Here is a 17,054-nt window from a genome sequence, read left to right as displayed (position 1 = left end):
GAATTATCACTAAAGGATATTTATCATGCAAAAAATAAAAAATACAAGCCATGTTCTTTATTTACTTTTTCGTGGCCTTTGTTGGCTTATTCCATTAACAACAACAGTTTTGATTTTATTTAAATTCGATTGGATGTGTTCTATCGGTGCTTGGTCTTCTTTGATTTCCACGAAACAAATTCATGATCCATCCCATTTTTCTTGGTTGCATCGAGGTATCCTGTTGGCAATTGAATGGATACCAATGACCATTACTATCTTGATCTGCCATAAATTAGCCAAACTATTCGGGCTTTTTGAAAACGGGCATTTATTTGAAGAGGAAAACATCAAATTAATTAAGCAAGTAAGTATTTATATGATTTTGGGGGAGTTGGTGCAGCTATTTTATCAACCTTTAATGACTGCCGCGCTTACCTTTAATCATCCTAAAGGTGAGCGTATTGCCAGCATTACCTTGAACTCAGCCAATTTATCTACTTTAATCACTGCTTTTATTATTTTGGTTGCCTCCTGGATTGTCCAAGAAGCACATCAATTGAAATCTGAAACGCAATTAACAATTTAAGGAATATTCTCGTGTCGATTATTGTTAATTTGGATGTGATGATGGCAAAACGCAAATGCAGGCTTAAAGAGTTGGCAGAGGCAATAGGGATTACTGAAGCAAATTTGTCTATTTTAAAAAATGGCAAGGCTAAGGCGATACGTTTTGCTACATTAGAGGCAATTTGCTCTTATCTAAAGTGTCAGCCTGGAGATATCCTAGAATATCAAGTGGAGCCACAGGATGATTTAATGCATAAAGTAAGTTCCTCTGAGGTGTTGATGGGGGGAGTGGATTAGATTAGATGTTCAACTAAAACACCCTCATCCGCTCTGACGGCCATTCAGGGAAGAGGGGTGAGGGTATAAAGGGGCTATTTATGCTTTTAACTTCTTAAGATTGCGGTGTAAAAAGCAATTTTAGAGCTTAGCTTAGATTTGCACAGAAGATAGTGCGGTCTTGGCAATTTCAGCAACTTTCATGGAGTTTACAATAGAAGCCAACTCTCCATTTTTTGCTGCCTCGGGAATATTTTTGATGTCGAAGGTACCATCGTTTAACGAATCAAGAATGCTATCAACGGCCTTAAGTTTTGCTTTTTTTGAACGAGCTTCACCGCCAAACCAGCACGCCCAGTTAGTATAGAACTCGCGATAATCATTTTTCCGCTTATCTCTATATTCCATTAGTTTTACTATTGCCTCGTAGTAATTAGATAGAGCTTTACTATTTATTTGACCATGATGGTCTTGGTTTTGCTTAATTTTTTTCACAATAGGCTTTATCGCAAATAGCTGCTCCTCCGGGAGTAATGCTACTTTTAAATAAGCGTCTGATGGGGGAGCTGTGTGATCCGTTTTATAGGGCACTTGGATATGCACAACGTCATGTTCACTGTCGTCAATAGAGGTGCTATCTTCAACGATAATAATGTTTTTAGCCCTTTTATGATTTTTATATTCATTAGCAGTTTCTACTTTTGGCTTCTTGTGTTCACCTAAAATTATAATATTTGCATAATCAATTTTTGCTTTTGTCAAAGCAGATTCAATTTCGAACTTCGTAGCATATTTAGAGCAAATAATAATTTGGTCGCCACGCTTCTGCAGATCAGCGAAAACCTTTTTGGTTGAATCTGGAAAAAATAAAACTCTGTTATGATCCCCCAACCCATTCTCTGAGCTTAAAGTGTCGTCCATATCAAACAAGACAATATTAGTCATAAATATCCTCAACGTGTAAAATGCGTATTCTACCACCTGATCTTTATTTGATCAATTAAGCCGTTTGGGATACAAGTATGATAATCGTTATGCATGGTAGGTGGGGATAAAGTTCCACTTGTGAAAGTGGACGCACCGTGACCTTCTTTTTCACTTAAAAAAATAACTCAAAGGTTAGCTAATATTTGCAGATATTGATGTTCATCAGGAGGGATATTATTTTTTTGTGAGAGCCACAAGCACTCAGCCAATTGCTCCATCATTAAATGCTCTACTGTTAATGAGTCATTGTATTTGTTGATTAAATTCTTAAAGATTGCACTAATGCCGGCTGGGCGGTCGGTAGCGATTTGTTCTCGAATCGCTAGATGAAGTCCCATGTGCAGGAAGGGATTGGGTTGTCCGGACTCAGGAAAATACGATTGTTGTTCAAATTTATCTTGGTTTTCAAGCATTTTATGATATTCCGGATGAGCCAATATCACTTGAACAATCTGATTTTCTAAAGGGGACAATAGCTTTTTTTGTTGGAATTTTTCCCAGCTGGAAAAAAACATTTGCCTAGTTTCTTGGATGGTGTCGCCGTAAAACATGCACTGCTCAGTATTGGTAAAATATTGAGTTTAACTGAAGTGGGTTCGAACAACAATGGGGAGGGTGGGGATGTCCATTACCTGGTTGACATGGATAAGTGGTTATGAGATATTCACCTTGCGAGGTTGGACTTGCTATGTGTCATTCCACTGGGTCAATTGGCGACACACTGATTGGCCCTTTCTATTAAATCGATTTACCAATTAATTCTGAAATTAAACTTAAACAATCTGTGCCGAGTTTAATACCTATAAAACCCATCAATAAACCACTGAGCAATTCGATTCCTTTCCATACGTTAGCTTTTGTCAGAACATCGGAAAAATATCGCGCAGTGAAGGTTAATGAGCTAAACCAAATCAAGCTTGAGGTAAGTACACCCAACAGAAAAATATGTTCTTGATCGGGATATCCGCTGCTGCCGCCACCAATAATTACTAAAGAATCAATAATTGCATGTGGATTAAGTATGCTAAAACCTAAAGCCAAGAGAATGATTTGAGTCCTGTTACGTGGTTGATGATGTGTATTTTCTTCGGTCTCTGTTGATTTTGAAAGCGCACTGGATAGTGTTTTTGCAGAATAAAAAAGTAAGAACGCAGTGCCTAAGAGCATCATCCAGATTTGCAGAACAGGACGAAGCAAGAGCAATTCATGTAAGCCTGTAATACTGGAGCAAATTAGAATAAAATCACAGATAAAACAAATAACTGCGGAGAGCATTGCGTGATTTTTTTGTGCACCTTGTTTAATCAAAAAAATGTTTTGCGGCCCTAAGGCAATAATTAGTGACAAGCCTAAAAGTAAGCCGTTAAGATAAACAAACATAATCACAATATAAAAATAATGAAAGATAGCGATTATAACATTGCAACTTATGCATTGTGGAGTATAAAATGCGTCGATTATTCTGTCTCCGCAAGAGAAGCGTACAAAATAAGAACAAATAGGAGGGAGCGTGGGCTCTTTGTTACTGAGAAAGCTAATCGTCACCGTAACTGTGGCGGTGCTTGGCCTGGCAGGTCAATTATTACATGCAGAAAATGAACCTGCACAAGAGAAATTATCAATTATTGATGGATATTATCCTGCTTATCCACCGACTGCCCCAGCTACCGGTGAGCAACAGAATTTAATTCAGCGAGGAGAATATTTGTCAAAGATGGGGGATTGCATTTCCTGTCATACAAATGTTAAAGCAGGCACACCTGCTTATGCGGGCGGATTACCTATAGAAACCCCTTTTGGAACATTTTATAGCCCTAATATTACTCCGGATAAAGAAACTGGAATTGGTAACTGGACTGAAAAAGATTTCATTCGTGCGCTTAAAGAAGGTCGGGATCCTAAAGGTAGAAACTATTTCCCAGTATTCCCCTATATCTATTTTTCTAAAATAACGGATGAAGATGCACGTGCTCTGTATGCTTATTTCATGAGCTTGCCTCCTGTTAATTTACCCAACAAATCATTACCTTTCCCATTTAACGTTCCAGGTTCACGCTTTACACTTTGGGGCTGGAATTTATTATTCTTTTTCCCTGAAGGGCATGGATTTCAATATGAAAAAGGCAGATCTTCTGAATGGAATCGGGGGAAATATATTGTTGATAGTTTAGGTCATTGCAGTATGTGCCATACGCCATTAAATCCTTTTGGTGCACCAAAGAATAAGTATTATCTCACCGGTGGATTTATTGATGGCTATTGGGCGCCAAACATTACTAAGTATGGATTGGAATCAGGAACCCATCAAGAAGTCACCGATGTATTCAAATTCAATAAGCTTCTCAATAATGCAGGTCCCGTAGCCGGTCCTATGGCAGAAGTAAACCATAACAGCCTGATGTATTTAACCGATGCAGATAGAATGGCTATTGCTACATACCTTAAAACAGTTGTAAGTGAAGAACCCCTAGGGTTACCTGCTTCAAATGATCCACCATCACTGGAGCGTGGAAAGCAAGTGTATTTCACCGCTTGTGTGATTTGCCATCAAGATGGCGCAATGAGTGCTCCTTTGCTGGGAAGTTCTGCGAGCTGGTATGAGCGATTGAAGAGCAGCGGATTAACAGGATTATATAGCCATGCCATTGATGGATATAACTTCATGCCTATAAAAGGCGCCTGTGTGACCTGCTCTGATAACGACATCATTTCTGCTATTGATTACATATTGAATGAGTCATTAACTCGCACACAATTGTTAAATCTCAAGTCAGGCGGCGCGGCAAAATTCCCTGTAAGTGGGGAAACTGTTTATAACGAACATTGCGCTGCTTGCCATAATGATGGAAAACAAGGTGCGCCTAAAATCGGCGATCAAGAGGCGTGGAAATCTTTGATTGCAAAAAATATGGATGTATTGATTGAAAACACCGTTCATGGGAAAGATCATCCGAAAAACGGAGGCTGTAATCAATGCACCACGAATGAAGTAATCGAAGCAGTTAAATATATAGTGAGTAAATCTAAAACTGAAGGAAATTACTCATTGTGGTAGTGTCGTATTGCTGAACAAGAACCCCTACATAATCGTAGGGGAGACCAAATTAAAAATATATAAAACTAAATTGGAGTCAGCATAAACTGGCTTTCTTGACAAGACGAGGAATGGGGATGTTAAACAGGTTAAAGATCTGTAGATTATTAACGATGCTAGGTGCCTGGGTTGCGAGCCGACCACTATTCGCTGCTGCGGATTTTTGGCAGTTAAATATGCACAAAGGGGTGACCCCTATCAGCAAAGACGTATACTACCTGCATATGGTTTGTATGGCTGTTTGTGCCATAATCGGGGTCGTTGTCTTCGGTGTGATGATCTATTCCATGATTCATCACAGAAAGTCTAAAGGATATAAAGCCGCAAAATTTCATGATAATCCTCGATTAGAAATTGTCTGGTCGATTATTCCTTTCTTGATTCTTGTTGGGCTCGCAGTACCGGCTACTCGAGTTTTAATCCGCATGGATGATACTAATCAATCTGAAGTAACTATAAAAGTAGTAGGCTACCAATGGCGATGGCAGTATGAATATCTTGATCAGGGAATTAGCTTTTTTAGTACTTTATCCACACCGTTTGAACAAATTCAAAACAAGCAGAAAAAGAGTGAGTGGTATTTACTAGAAGTCGATAAACCAATGGTTGTTCCTATTAATAAGAAAATCCGCTTTCTTGTCACTTCAAATGATGTTGTGCACTCATGGTGGGTTCCAGAATTAGGCATTAAACGCGATGCGATACCTGGTTTCATGTATGAAGCATGGGCGACAATCGAAAAGCCTGGAACATATCGAGGTCAATGTGCGGAGCTTTGCGGGGTTAATCATGGATTTATGCCTATAGTTGTTGAAGCGGTCAGTCAGGACGATTTTGATAAATGGGTCGCAGCGCAAACAAAAGTAGAAGATCAGTATGCTAAAGAAGAAGTTAATGTTGCAACTCAGAAATCGATGACGCGAGATGAATTACTTTTACTTGGAAAACAAAAATACGACCAATTTTGTTCTGCATGCCATCAGCCTGATGGAAAAGGTATCCCACCAATGTATCCTGCACTCAAGCGGAGTTCGGTAGCAACAGGTCATCCTATTTCACGGCACTTGGATATAATCCTAAACGGTGTTGCTGGTTCTGCAATGCAACCGTATAAAGATCAACTTAGTGATGAAGAAATTGCTGCAATAGCGACTTATGAACGTAATGCTTGGGATAATAATACAAATGATATAATTCAAGCCGAGGAAGTTGCTGCGCAACGTCAAAAGGCTAATCAACAACCAACCATGGTTAATAAAGTTCAAGCTGGAGGTTTGCAATGAGTAGTTATACATTAGCGCACGATGAAAAACATGATGATCATGGTCCAGAACAGGGTAGAGGCGTCTTAGGTTTTATAAAACGTTGGTTGTTTACTACAAACCATAAAGATATCGGTTCCCTTTATCTGTGGCTTGCAATGATAAGCTTCTTTTTGGCTGGTGGCATGGCCTTAGTTATTCGAGCTGAGTTATTTCAACCAGGGCATCGTTTTGTTGATCCAAATTTCTTCAACCAAATGACAACATTGCATGGTTTAATCATGCTGTTTGGTGTGGTGATGCCTGCTTTTACTGGAATGGCAAACTGGCAAATTCCAATGATGATTGGTGCTCCAGATATGGCTTTGCCGCGATTAAACAACTGGAGTTTTTGGATTTTACCTTTTGCCTTTGTATTATTGCTTTCAACAACATTTCATGCAGGTGGAGGTCCTAACTTTGGTTGGACCATGTATGCTCCTTTATCTACCAAATATGCACCTCCCAGTACTGATTTTATGATCTTTTCGATCCATATGATGGGGGTTTCATCCATTATGGGCTCGATTAATATTATTGCGACGATCCTAAATTTACGTGCTCCTGGTATGACACTGATGAAAATGCCGATGTTCGTATGGACTTGGTTAATTACCGCGTTTTTGCTGATCGCGATTATGCCTGTATTGGCTGGAGCAGTAACCATGATGTTGGCTGACCGTCATTTTGGCACCAGCTTTTTCGATGCAGCGGGTGGTGGAGATCCCATACTTTTCCAACACGTATTCTGGTTTTTTGGTCATCCTGAAGTATATGTTCTCGTATTACCCGCTTTTGGTGTGATATCTGAAGTTATTCCGACTTTTAGCCGTAAGCCATTGTTCGGTTATTATTTTATGGTCTATGCAACAGTAAGTATTGCAATCTTGTCATTTATTGTTTGGGCGCACCATATGTTTACATCAGGGATACCATTGGGTGCAGAATTGTTCTTTATGTACACCACAATGCTGATTGCTGTTCCAACAGGTATTAAAGTATTTAACTGGGTAAGCACTATGTTTCGAGGTTCCATGACTTTTGAAACCCCAATGTTATTTGCGTTAGCTTTTGTATTTCTATTTACTATAGGTGGATTTACAGGCCTTATGCTGGCATTGGTACCTGCAGATTTTCAATACCAAGATAGTTACTTTGTGGTCGCTCATTTCCATTATGTCTTGGTTCCAGGTGTGGTTTTTGCCCTGTTTTCTGCTACATATTATTGGCTGCCGAAGTGGACTGGGCACATGTATAATGAATTACTGGGTAAATGGCATTTTTGGTTATCTGTTATCTCTGTAAATATTGCTTTCTTCCCAATGCATTTCTTAGGATTGGCGGGTATGCCAAGAAGAATTCCGGATTATGCATTACAATTCACTAATTTTAATATGATCTCTTCAATTGGTGCTTTTATCTTTGGTTTTACACAACTTCTATTTTTGTATAACGTGATAGCTACTGTAAGGAAAAAAGGTACGAAAAAAGATATTGCTGCTGGAAGAGCATGGGAAGGAGCTTATGGATTAGAGTGGACATTACCCTCGCCACCTCCATATCATTCTTTTACAACTCCGCCCAAACTAGATTTATAGGTTTGTTGTATGAAAAATCAAAAAGGGCACCACAGGCTGATCGTTATTCTATCGGGTCTTGTGCTGGGGATGTTTGCCTTCGGATTTGCATTAGTACCTATTTACAATAGCTTATGTAAGTCTCTGGGTATTAATGGAAAAACAAATCCTGAGGCAGTAGCTTATGATGCAGCCAAAGCGAAAGTCGACAAAAAAAGAGAAATAACTGTAGAGTTTGTTGCGACAAATAACAGTGGAGTCCCTTGGGCATTTTATCCCAAAACCAGAAAAATAACGGTACATCCCGGCGAAATAGCAAAACTTGCTTTTTATGCTGAGAATAAAACAGATCATCCGATGACAGTACAGGCAATACCTAGTGTTACACCAGGAATTGCTGCTAAGTATCTGAAAAAAACGGAGTGCTTTTGTTTTACCCGGCAAACATTAAATGGACACGAGGCAATGAATATGCCTTTATTATTTCATCTGGATACCGATTTACCCGAAAAAGTGCATACAGTTACTTTGTCTTATACTTTATTTGATGTAACTGATAAGGGTTAGTATAAACCTGGCAATACGGATTGTATGCAGATGCGCAATACTCGCAGGGTAGACATGCAGGTTTGGCAATTTTAGCAGGTTGCACTCTTCCGGTTATAGAGAGTGTGTCAAAAACAGATTAATGCCTGTTTATGATTCTACTAACTTGGTCTTAAGACTTTGATTTTTTAGCTTTGATGCTTAAGAACAAAGCCCTAAGGCACAATCTAGCGAATTCTAAATAGGCCCTATTAATACAGGAGATAAAAATAGAATGGGAGCACATGGTACTTATTATGTCCCTAAACCAAGCCATTGGCCTTTAGTTGCATCATGTGGGTTAACTACTACTCTTGTTGGCGCTGCATCTTGGCTTCATCATGATTGGTATGGGCCCTACATATTCGCAATTGGTCTAGGACTCATGATTTTTATGTTATTTGGTTGGTTTGGCCAAGTGATTTATGAAAACTCAAAAGGAGTCTATGACGAACAAGTTGATAGATCATTTCGTTGGGGAATGTGCTGGTTTATCTTTTCAGAGGTTTGTTTCTTCGGTGCATTTTTTGGTGCTTTGTTCTACAGCCGACTCTGGTCTGTGCCTCTTTTGGGCGGTGAAGTACACCCAATTACACACTTTACATTATGGCCTGATTTCAGTTCAAACTGGCCAATATTAGTTAACCCAAATAACAAAGTATTTGCCGGAGCCCATGAAGGAATGGGAGCTTGGGGTCTAGCAGCAGTCAATACACTGATTTTATTGACCTCTGGAGTCACTATTACCTGGGCACATTGGGCTTTAAAATTAAGAAAGCAAAAGCAACTAATTACCGGCATGGTTTTAACTATTTTGTTAGGATTGATATTCTTGATTCTACAAAGCTACGAATATCATGAAGCATATACTGAGATGAATCTAACTTTATCTGCTGGCATTTATGGAACGACATTTTTCATGTTAACTGGATTTCATGGTTTACACGTGACTTTGGGTACAATTATGCTAATTGTTATCGCTGTTCGTTGTAAATTAGGGCATTTTACTCCTGAACGTCACTTTGCTTTTGAAGGCGTTGCGTGGTATTGGCACTTTGTAGACGTGGTCTGGTTGTTCTTGTTTGTTTTTGTTTATTGGTTATAAGTACATCGAAAATGAGAGCCCGGGTTCAGCACAGTGAAGCCCGGGACTACTCCACTCATAGTTCAGATCGTTCCTTAGAGCACTTTTAAGAGGTTCTGTAGTAACTTTATAAACGCGTATTAATTAACAAACCAGGCTGAAATTGAATTTCTTGAATTGTTAATTGATAGGTGAAAAACGAGCGGGCAAATTGAATTTCTTCGATAATCGCTTGGCCGCGAAAATGTTTAGCAAAAAAAGCAACTTCGATGTCCTTTTCAATATATTCTTCACATTTTAATTCCAGCTTTTCTTCGGACAAGCTAAGTAATTGGCCTATATATTCACTCTCGCCAATCTTAATTAGCACATTAACAGGTTGAACAGGCTGAATTAACATTGCAGTCTCCAAGCAATATAACCAGCTTATGATTTAATTGTAGTATAAATATTGAACTTCTTTTGTATTTGGAAGCAAGTAAATAACAATGGCTTGATTGTTAGCGGTTTTATTTATGTTAATTACACTATCACTGCAATTATCAAGTCTCTTTATAAACTTTTTCAGCGTCGAAAAGGCGACGGTTCCAAGTCAAATCAAGCTTAGAGATTCTTTTTAAAGCGGCCCCTTTTATACCGATCACGACATTCAGCGAACGAACCTTCCATTTTTTTTTTATTAAGATAATATATTGATCATATTATTATTTTTTTTGAAATGAAGGCAATTAATAAGTCTAAATAATTAATAAAAATGCAGATTGAGTTTTTATATAAATGTATAGCACCTCTTTTAATAAGTGATAAATATCAGTAGAGTTAGGCTAAATAGGAAATACTATGAAAATACAGATAAGTTTAAAAGATCAGACGAACAAGGAGTTCGCTCAACCCAATAAAGCTGGGGATAGACTTGATTACCTGGCTTGGTGTCTGCAGGCAGCGAATAAATCTTTAGAAGAGAAGAAGCCTTTATGGGCAGTAGAAGAAATTTTTATTCAATCGATAGAAAAAAACTCTCAAACTAATAAGCTCTATAATTTGGGACCAGCAAAGTACAAAGAACTTTTGAATCGATTAGCTGACATTCAAAAAGGAAAAGTTCAATTTACTTCGATGGTATTGAAAGGGTTAGATACGGATGGTCTTATTTTAATAGAGCTCCAAAAGTCGGATAATACTTTAAAGATGGAAGATAATGAAGAAACTATAAAAACATCTTTAATTTTCAGGTAATTTACTTAATGAATGATGAAATTGATTGATAAATTACGTCCTGTTACTCATGGTTTTTATTCATCTAAATTTCATAAATATGTGCTGTTGTATGAGTGTTATGAACTTGAGCAACATACCCTACTCAACCTGGGGTTACTTAGAAACCCCAGGTTGAGTAGTCAAATCTAACTTTTCCCCAAGATTTTCAACTTGTGAGAAACAGGAGCTTACTAGCAGGTACTGGTTAACTGCTCAATAATACTCTGCAGACTGTGTTCATCGTTATAATGAATAACTAATGAACCCTTACCTGCTTTTCCAGGTTTAAGTTTAATTGAAGCTTGTAAATGTTGAGAGAGATTTTTTAATTGATCGTGGTACACATGAGAAAGGTTGCTCTGAGTTTGTTGCTCATCTGTTTTACCCAATTTAATTCGCTCAACCAATTTCTCAGTTTCGCGTACCGATAAATTTTTGGCAATGATTAGCTGGGCCACCTGATTTTGTTGCTCTTCTTCTAGCATGAGCAAGGCACGTGCATGTCCCATGTCCAGATCACCATGTTCCAAAAGCTTTTTGACTCCAGCTGATAGAGCCAATAATCGTAAGAAATTGCTTACTGCAGCTCTTGATTTACACAAAAGATCGGCCACTTGTTGATGGGTTAAGGAAAATTCATGAGTGAGCCTATGCATGGCACGGGCTTGATCCATAGCATTCAGATCCTCACGCTGTAAATTTTCAACTAAGGCCATCGCCATCGCTGTTTCATCATCAACCTGCTTCAAAATAACAGGAACTTCTGTCAGGCCTGCTAATTGGCTGGCACGCCAACGACGCTCACCTGCAATAATTTCATAACGGCCATCACTTAGTTCGCGAACCAAAAGAGGTTGTAGCAAGCCTTGTTTTTTGATTGATTGAGCTAGCTCCATCAAAGGTGCTTCTTCCATTTCACCACGCGGTTGATATTTTCCAGGCTGCAGAGAGTCTACTGCGAGTTTGAGACTTTCAGCTTGCGGTTTCTCATTTAGAATAGAGCTACTCGATTGGCTTAATAACGCGGATAAGTTACGCCCTAAACTACTACGTTTTACTGTCATAAGTTACCCCATTTATCCTGCTACAGTCTGTTTATTAATCAACTCGGAAGCGAGTACCATATAGGCTGCTGCACCTGGCGATGTTTTATCATAGTGTAAAGCTGGCAATCCGTGGCTTGGTGCTTCAGCAAGTCTGACATTACGCGGTATTACGGTTCTGTAGACCTTACTTGGAAAATGTTCTATGAGTTGCTTAGATACCTCAGAACACAATCGATTACGCGCATCGTACATGGTTCGTAACAGTCCCTCAAGATGTAACCGAGGATTTACTGATGCTTTAACTTGCTCAATAGTTGAAAGCAGGGCAGCTAACCCCTCGAGGGCATAGTATTCACACTGCATTGGAATAAGGACAGAATCAGCAGCAACAAAAGCATTTATAGTCAGCGTATTCAAAGCGGGTGGACAATCAATCAGGATAAAATCATAGTTATTTTGAATGGGCTGTAGGGCCTTATACAAAAAGGTTTCACGGTGATTGCGTTCCATTAGGCTAACTTCAGCCACCGTTAAATCATCATTGCCCGGAATTAAATCATAACCACTGGTTGTAGCAAGGCATGCTTGTTCAGCAAGACAATCATGCAGTAATACATCATTGGTTGTATGAACCAATTGGCTTTTATCGACACCACTTCCCATAGTGGCATTGCCTTGAGGATCCAAGTCAATCAGTAAAACCTGTTGTCGATTTGCTGCCAAAGAAGCAGCTAAATTAATCGCAGTAGTGGTTTTGCCTACTCCACCTTTTTGATTGGCAATGGCTATAACTTTTGCCATGATTTATTCCTTGGTTAAACTCGAATAAGCAGAGAACATTCAGCACCTGTTTACATTTCATCCCTCTTGGCCACACTGTTCTGATTTTGGCTCAAGCTAGCGAAATGTTAACAGCTCTTAGCGTGTTAACTACTTTTTCTCGGTTGATTTTTAATAATGACGCAACAACGCTCGCCTTCAATACCTGTAACAGTATAACGCTCTACCGAGCAGTTTTGTTTTATCTCATTCAATTCAGAATCAGGATAACGACCCTTCATTGCCAACCAAATTCCATCATCGGCAATAAGATGTTGCGTCCACTGGATCATTTGTTCCAGGCTACTAAAAGCACGACTTACTACTGTATCAAAACCTTGAGTTGGGTGGTAGTTTTCGACTCTAAATTGTACAATCTCTACATTTTTTAAGTTAAGTTGCCGCTTCACTTCGTTTAAGAATCGAGTTTTTTTACCATTAGAGTCTAATAAAACGAAGTTAAAATCAGGCCTGGCGATAGCAAGAGGGATACCTGGCAAACCGGCTCCCGTTCCTACATCTATAATGTGCTTGCCTTTAAGCCAAGGTAAAATTGCCAGGCTATCCAATATATGTTTACCAACCATAGACTCAAGATCTCGGATTGCAGTGAGATTATAAGCTAAATTCCACTTGTTAAGTAAGAATAAATAATCGATCAAAGATGCACTAAGTGCATCCAGATCAAATTGTTGCAAACCCTCTTTAAGTTGCGATTCTATTTGCGTTATTTGTACTTTCATGCCTCAATTCGCTGTTTTTTCAAATGCACCAAAAGCAGGGATAAGGCAGCAGGAGTGACACCTGAAATACGGCCGGCCTGTGCTAAAGTAGAAGGCCTTATCTTCGTCAACTTTTGTATCACTTCATTAGATAATCCTGTGACCTCGCTATAATCCAGTGATTCGGGAAGCACCGTATTTTCTTGTTTACGCATTTTTTCTATGTCTTGTTGTTGCCTGTCGATATAGCCTGCATATTTATTCTGAATTTCAATTTGTTCGCTCACTTCTGGGAGCAGTTCAGGTAGATTTAAATCTTCGAGCATTAATAAATGCTGATAATTAATCTCCGGGCGTTTCAGGAATTCGGAGGCTCTATTATCATGCTGCATCGGATTAAGCAGAATATCTTTTAAGATTTCATTATGTCCCACACGAACCCAAGTCTGGTGCAGCAGAGCTTGAGTGGATTCTATTGCTTCACTTTTTGTTGCGAAATGTTGCCAACGCTCATCGCCTACCACGCCTAATTCTCTGCCCTTTGCAGTTAAGCGTAAATCTGCATTATCTTCACGCAAAAGCAGGCGATACTCAGCACGCGAAGTGAACATTCTATAAGGTTCTTGGGTGCCGCAAGTAATCAGATCATCAATCAATACACCAATATATGCTTCATCACGTCGTGGGCACCAAAGTTCTTTGTCTTGTATTTGCAGGGCCGCATTCATTCCCGCAATGATTCCTTGAGCAGCCGCTTCTTCATAACCCGTTGTTCCGTTGATTTGACCTGCAAAAAACAAGTTGGGGATTGGCTTGGTTTGTAAAAATGAAGTTAAGCCACGAGGGTCAAAGTAATCATATTCTATAGCATAGCCTGGTCGGGTGATATGAGCATTCTCAAAGCCTTTAATCGTGCGTACAAACTGCACCTGTACCTCAAAAGGAAGACTTGTAGAAATGCCATTAGGATAGATTTCTTCTGTAGTTAATCCTTCAGGTTCAACAAAGATTTGATGGGACAATTTATCAGCAAAACGAACAATTTTATCTTCTATAGAGGGACAATAACGTGGTCCCACGCCTTCAATAACGCCTGCATACATTGGTGATTGATGGAGGTTATTACGAATAATTTCGTGTGTTGCTTCGGTTGTATGGGTAATATGGCAAGGTACTTGTTGCGGATGATCGCTGGCATGCCCTAAATAAGAAAAAACAGGTATCGGAGTATCTCCTGGCTGTACTGTCATTTGGCTGTAATCTAACGATCGACGATCGATCCTTGGTGGTGTTCCCGTTTTTAAACGGCCAACGGGTAAATCAAGATCTCGTAAGCTTTTTGCCAGGGCTACCGAAGGTGGATCTCCTGCGCGACCTCCTGCATATTGATTCATCCCTACATGAATTTTTCCACCCAAAAAGGTACCAACAGTCAGTACTACGGCGCGTGCTCGTAAGACCAGGCCCATTTGGGTAACAACAGCAGTTACGCGGTCCCCTTCAATTAATAAATCATCAACCGCTTGCTGAAACAGTGTCAGGTTTTCCTGGGTTTGCAATTGTTCTCTAATTGCTTGGCGATAGAGGACCCGATCTGCTTGCGCACGTGTAGCACGGACTGCAGGTCCCTTGGAGGCATTAAGAGTACGAAATTGAATTCCTGCCTTATCTGCGGCTTTTGCCATAGCGCCATCTAGTGCATCAATTTCTTTCACCAAATGCCCTTTTCCTATACCGCCTATGGCAGGATTACATGACATTTGACCGAGCAAATCCATGTTATGAGTAAGTAATAAGGTTTGTGCTCCCATACGTGCTGCTGCTAAAGCGGCTTCTGTGCCAGCATGTCCACCACCTACAACAATAACATCATATATTTTTTCAAGATTCATGACTGATCAATATTTGTATAACAAAAAGAGGAATTATACACTTTTTTGTTCATTGTCCCAACATTAAAGATTGAGATGCCCGTAAGGGCACATCAGTTATCGGAGATTTCATTCATCATTATCAATTTTATGCTATCTCTTGAGTTTTCAAATTTTTCATACTCTACGGTTTTGAGTATTAAATCTGATTCAACGTGTCACAATAAGAAATTTGCCAAATGCTCAACAAGTGGTCTATTATCATAATAATTGTGCTTGTTGTGGTTTTTCTTATGTGGCGCGATGTCCCGAGTCTCAAAGATTGGGAAAAATTATGTGGAAAAAATGGATTAACTGCAAATGAGATTAATACATTTCTCGCTGATCTTACCCATGCCTTGCAAAAATATCATTCAATTCCTAAAACAAAGCTAGAGTTCTTTGATAAAAGAATGGAATTACTTTCTCAGATAAAGGAGATGAGCGCGCAATTAATGAAGACATTACCCAAAGTGGAAGAACCATTAAGCGTGATTCAAAAACTAGCTGAAAATAAAACAATCTATCTAGAGAAATTAAAAAATCATTATAAAGAGGTTAAACCACGTCACTTATCAAAGAACGCGATGTTGCAAACAATTAAGGCACGAGAACAAAAACACGGAGAGAACCCTTTATTAAGTCTTTTTGGTTCAACTTTGATTGAACGCTTAGATCCCGCCCATCGTACAATCGAATTTAAATATAGTGATATTGAACTGGGTATAAACCGTGCCGAATATCCGATGAATACTGCATTCTATGAGTGGGTCAGTGAAACAGATCCTCCTCCCTTCTTTTTGTGGTTAGAAGAGCATCCACTGACAACAGCATTAGAAGGTGTAAGTGACAATTGGCGAGAGGTTTATAAAACAAGGATAACTTCAGTCGACTATGAGTTACGAGATAAAGTCCATGTCAAGATAGATGATCAGAAACTGAAAGTTATTCCCAAAGATCCTTTAGCAGAATTGCTTCCCCTAAATACAATCCGATTAAAAAACATTGCTTATAAAAGAGGCATGGCATTTGGTGGTGCGGCTTTTGTATGGGATAAATATAATGACAATTTATTCCATGTCCATCCGCATAAAGCAGGAGTTTACCATCATTCGTCACTTTTTAATGGGCGTAGGGTGCGTTGTGCCGGAATGTGGTTGGTTCAAGATGGGATGGTGGCGATGATTAGTAACAGCAGCGGGCACTATAAGCCGGATACATTGCATTTTTATCAGTTAATTCGTTTCCTTTATGAGAAAGGTGTTGTTAATAGTGTTACCCAAGTTGCAGATTTTCTGCGGCCTCTGCCTTATACAGAAGGAACACGGGTACCTAGCAATTTCATTCCTCTTGAAGAGTATTTTGCTTGGGTTGAGGAGCAACCTTTTGTACAAAAATACTTGGAAGCGGAACAAGTGCAACCACTCACTCCATCTAATGCAGTTGTTGCAGGGACAGAAAAAGCGAGTCGAAATTAATTTACATCAGAGTGACTACGAGGACATGCATTGTTTTCCTATTGCCTCAATGAAAGGTGTTGCCGAAGGACAAAAAATATACTGAGTCGTTGCCTCAAAATAGGTGTTGCTTTTGAGAGGTTTTGTTGCAGTTAATAAATAGTTGCTATTGGGCCTGGTGGATATGTGGACGAGAAGCCTGTGAGTGTGAGCAATAGCTGTGGGTAACGTCTTTTTGTTATCCATGGCTTTGTTCACACGTCCCATAGGGCACAGGCAGGTCCGAAGGACTCGTCCATCATATCCACAGGCTTTATCTCCAAACAGGTCTAATGCAATGTTTAATCTTTTCATTAAATAGCCTTTCTCTGTTTTGTATTCTGAACCTGA

The 17,054-nt window shown here is 39.3% G+C and carries 18 protein-coding genes; 9 read left to right on the top strand and 9 right to left on the bottom strand.

The annotated features are described in order from the left end of the window. The first annotated feature begins 25 nt into the window (after positions 1-25). Both BW930_RS14080 and BW930_RS14075 read left to right on the top strand, forming a co-directional pair. Positions 26-568: a DUF2975 domain-containing protein gene (locus BW930_RS14080; protein WP_058468575.1), complete on the top strand. Its 543-nt coding sequence runs from the start codon at positions 26-28 to the stop codon at positions 566-568. Positions 569-579: 11 nt separating this feature from the next. After that, the gene (locus BW930_RS14075; protein ID WP_058468574.1) at positions 580-846 is read left to right on the top strand and encodes a helix-turn-helix domain-containing protein; all 267 of its coding nucleotides are present in this window, start codon (positions 580-582) and stop codon (positions 844-846) included. A 132-nt stretch (positions 847-978) separates the two neighbouring features. Here BW930_RS14075 and BW930_RS14070 read toward each other — a convergent pair whose 3' ends face one another. The 3 genes from BW930_RS14070 to BW930_RS14060 form a co-directional block, all read right to left on the bottom strand. After that, complete coding sequence (locus tag BW930_RS14070) at positions 979-1,770, bottom strand: HAD family hydrolase (protein WP_058468573.1); 792 nt, start codon at positions 1,768-1,770, stop codon at positions 979-981. 167 nt (positions 1,771-1,937) lie between these two features. After that, complete coding sequence (locus BW930_RS14065; RefSeq protein ID WP_058468572.1) at positions 1,938-2,363, bottom strand: DUF1841 family protein; 426 nt, start codon at positions 2,361-2,363, stop codon at positions 1,938-1,940. A gap of 187 nt (positions 2,364-2,550) precedes the next feature. Further along, positions 2,551-3,192 (bottom strand): LysE/ArgO family amino acid transporter, encoded by a 642-nt coding sequence (locus BW930_RS14060; RefSeq protein ID WP_058468571.1) that lies wholly within the window; start codon positions 3,190-3,192, stop codon positions 2,551-2,553. Between the two features lie 130 nt (positions 3,193-3,322). Between BW930_RS14060 and BW930_RS14055 the strand changes: the two genes are divergently transcribed. The 5 genes from BW930_RS14055 (at position 3,323) to BW930_RS14035 (ending at position 9,474) form a co-directional block, all read left to right on the top strand. After that, positions 3,323-4,867 carry a c-type cytochrome gene (locus BW930_RS14055; RefSeq protein WP_058468570.1) on the top strand — a complete coding sequence of 515 codons (1,545 nt, stop codon included), beginning with the start codon at positions 3,323-3,325 and terminating at the stop codon, positions 4,865-4,867. Positions 4,868-4,983: 116 nt separating this feature from the next. Further along, positions 4,984-6,189, top strand: coding sequence for a cytochrome c oxidase subunit II (coxB, locus tag BW930_RS14050; RefSeq protein ID WP_058468569.1), 1,206 nt, complete (start codon positions 4,984-4,986; stop codon positions 6,187-6,189). Further along, positions 6,186-7,805, top strand: coding sequence for a cytochrome c oxidase subunit I (gene ctaD / locus BW930_RS14045; RefSeq protein WP_058468568.1), 1,620 nt, complete (start codon positions 6,186-6,188; stop codon positions 7,803-7,805). Before coxB ends, ctaD begins: the two co-directional genes overlap by 4 nt. 9 nt (positions 7,806-7,814) lie before the next feature. Continuing rightward, the gene (locus tag BW930_RS14040) at positions 7,815-8,351 is read left to right on the top strand and encodes a cytochrome c oxidase assembly protein (protein ID WP_058468567.1); all 537 of its coding nucleotides are present in this window, start codon (positions 7,815-7,817) and stop codon (positions 8,349-8,351) included. A 253-nt stretch (positions 8,352-8,604) separates the two neighbouring features. After that, entirely contained in the window at positions 8,605-9,474 is an 870-nt protein-coding gene (locus BW930_RS14035) for a cytochrome c oxidase subunit 3 (protein ID WP_058468566.1), read from the top strand. Between the two features lie 106 nt (positions 9,475-9,580). On the opposite strand, the gene BW930_RS14030 is transcribed toward BW930_RS14035, so the two are convergent. Then, the gene (locus tag BW930_RS14030) at positions 9,581-9,853 is read right to left on the bottom strand and encodes a hypothetical protein (RefSeq protein WP_058468565.1); all 273 of its coding nucleotides are present in this window, start codon (positions 9,851-9,853) and stop codon (positions 9,581-9,583) included. 440 nt (positions 9,854-10,293) lie between these two features. Here BW930_RS14030 and BW930_RS14025 point away from each other — a divergent pair, with 440 nt between their 5' ends. Beyond that, on the top strand, positions 10,294-10,689 hold the full coding sequence (locus BW930_RS14025; RefSeq protein WP_058468564.1) for a hypothetical protein: 396 nt from the start codon (positions 10,294-10,296) through the stop codon (positions 10,687-10,689). 212 nt (positions 10,690-10,901) lie between these two features. On the opposite strand, the gene BW930_RS14020 is transcribed toward BW930_RS14025, so the two are convergent. From BW930_RS14020 to mnmG, 4 genes are all read right to left on the bottom strand, one after another. Then, the gene (locus tag BW930_RS14020) at positions 10,902-11,774 is read right to left on the bottom strand and encodes a ParB/RepB/Spo0J family partition protein (RefSeq protein ID WP_058468563.1); all 873 of its coding nucleotides are present in this window, start codon (positions 11,772-11,774) and stop codon (positions 10,902-10,904) included. Between the two features lie 12 nt (positions 11,775-11,786). Continuing rightward, the gene (locus BW930_RS14015) at positions 11,787-12,557 is read right to left on the bottom strand and encodes a ParA family protein (RefSeq protein WP_058468562.1); all 771 of its coding nucleotides are present in this window, start codon (positions 12,555-12,557) and stop codon (positions 11,787-11,789) included. Between the two features lie 125 nt (positions 12,558-12,682). Next, the gene (gene rsmG / locus BW930_RS14010; protein WP_058468561.1) at positions 12,683-13,318 is read right to left on the bottom strand and encodes a 16S rRNA (guanine(527)-N(7))-methyltransferase RsmG; all 636 of its coding nucleotides are present in this window, start codon (positions 13,316-13,318) and stop codon (positions 12,683-12,685) included. Continuing rightward, positions 13,315-15,189, bottom strand: a complete 1,875-nt coding sequence (gene mnmG / locus BW930_RS14005; RefSeq protein WP_058468560.1) for a tRNA uridine-5-carboxymethylaminomethyl(34) synthesis enzyme MnmG — start codon at positions 15,187-15,189, stop codon at positions 13,315-13,317. The genes rsmG and mnmG overlap by 4 nt, the downstream gene beginning before the upstream one ends. Positions 15,190-15,461: 272 nt before the next feature. Between mnmG and BW930_RS14000 the strand changes: the two genes are divergently transcribed. Beyond that, complete coding sequence (locus BW930_RS14000; RefSeq protein WP_058468559.1) at positions 15,462-16,685, top strand: hypothetical protein; 1,224 nt, start codon at positions 15,462-15,464, stop codon at positions 16,683-16,685. A 15-nt stretch (positions 16,686-16,700) separates the two neighbouring features. On the opposite strand, the gene BW930_RS13995 is transcribed toward BW930_RS14000, so the two are convergent. After that, a partial coding sequence (locus tag BW930_RS13995; RefSeq protein ID WP_217697074.1) for a hypothetical protein occupies positions 16,701-17,054 on the bottom strand: 354 nt, incomplete at its 5' end.

It is taken from the genome of Fluoribacter gormanii, from assembly GCF_900156395.1.
Taxonomy (GTDB): Bacteria; Pseudomonadota; Gammaproteobacteria; order Legionellales; family Legionellaceae; genus Legionella; species Legionella gormanii.
The sequence above is the reverse complement of the archived record's forward strand: the minus strand, read 5'-3'. Positions and strand labels throughout refer to the sequence as shown.

Excerpts from the sequence above, each read along its gene's own strand:
- BW930_RS14080 (WP_058468575.1), top strand. The coding sequence starts at position 26 with ATGCAAAAAATAAAAAATACAAGCCATGTTCTTTATTTACTTTTTCGT.
- BW930_RS14070 (WP_058468573.1), bottom strand. The coding sequence starts at position 1,770 with ATGACTAATATTGTCTTGTTTGATATGGACGACACTTTAAGCTCAGAG.
- BW930_RS14065 (WP_058468572.1), bottom strand. The coding sequence starts at position 2,363 with ATGTTTTACGGCGACACCATCCAAGAAACTAGGCAAATGTTTTTTTCC.
- BW930_RS14060 (WP_058468571.1), bottom strand. The coding sequence starts at position 3,192 with ATGTTTGTTTATCTTAACGGCTTACTTTTAGGCTTGTCACTAATTATT.
- coxB (WP_058468569.1), top strand. The coding sequence starts at position 4,984 with ATGTTAAACAGGTTAAAGATCTGTAGATTATTAACGATGCTAGGTGCC.
- ctaD (WP_058468568.1), top strand. The coding sequence starts at position 6,186 with ATGAGTAGTTATACATTAGCGCACGATGAAAAACATGATGATCATGGT.
- BW930_RS14040 (WP_058468567.1), top strand. The coding sequence starts at position 7,815 with ATGAAAAATCAAAAAGGGCACCACAGGCTGATCGTTATTCTATCGGGT.
- BW930_RS14035 (WP_058468566.1), top strand. The coding sequence starts at position 8,605 with ATGGGAGCACATGGTACTTATTATGTCCCTAAACCAAGCCATTGGCCT.
- BW930_RS14030 (WP_058468565.1), bottom strand. The coding sequence starts at position 9,853 with ATGTTAATTCAGCCTGTTCAACCTGTTAATGTGCTAATTAAGATTGGC.
- BW930_RS14025 (WP_058468564.1), top strand. The coding sequence starts at position 10,294 with ATGAAAATACAGATAAGTTTAAAAGATCAGACGAACAAGGAGTTCGCT.
- BW930_RS14020 (WP_058468563.1), bottom strand. The coding sequence starts at position 11,774 with ATGACAGTAAAACGTAGTAGTTTAGGGCGTAACTTATCCGCGTTATTA.
- BW930_RS14015 (WP_058468562.1), bottom strand. The coding sequence starts at position 12,557 with ATGGCAAAAGTTATAGCCATTGCCAATCAAAAAGGTGGAGTAGGCAAA.
- rsmG (WP_058468561.1), bottom strand. The coding sequence starts at position 13,318 with ATGAAAGTACAAATAACGCAAATAGAATCGCAACTTAAAGAGGGTTTG.
- mnmG (WP_058468560.1), bottom strand. The coding sequence starts at position 15,189 with ATGAATCTTGAAAAAATATATGATGTTATTGTTGTAGGTGGTGGACAT.
- BW930_RS14000 (WP_058468559.1), top strand. The coding sequence starts at position 15,462 with ATGTGGCGCGATGTCCCGAGTCTCAAAGATTGGGAAAAATTATGTGGA.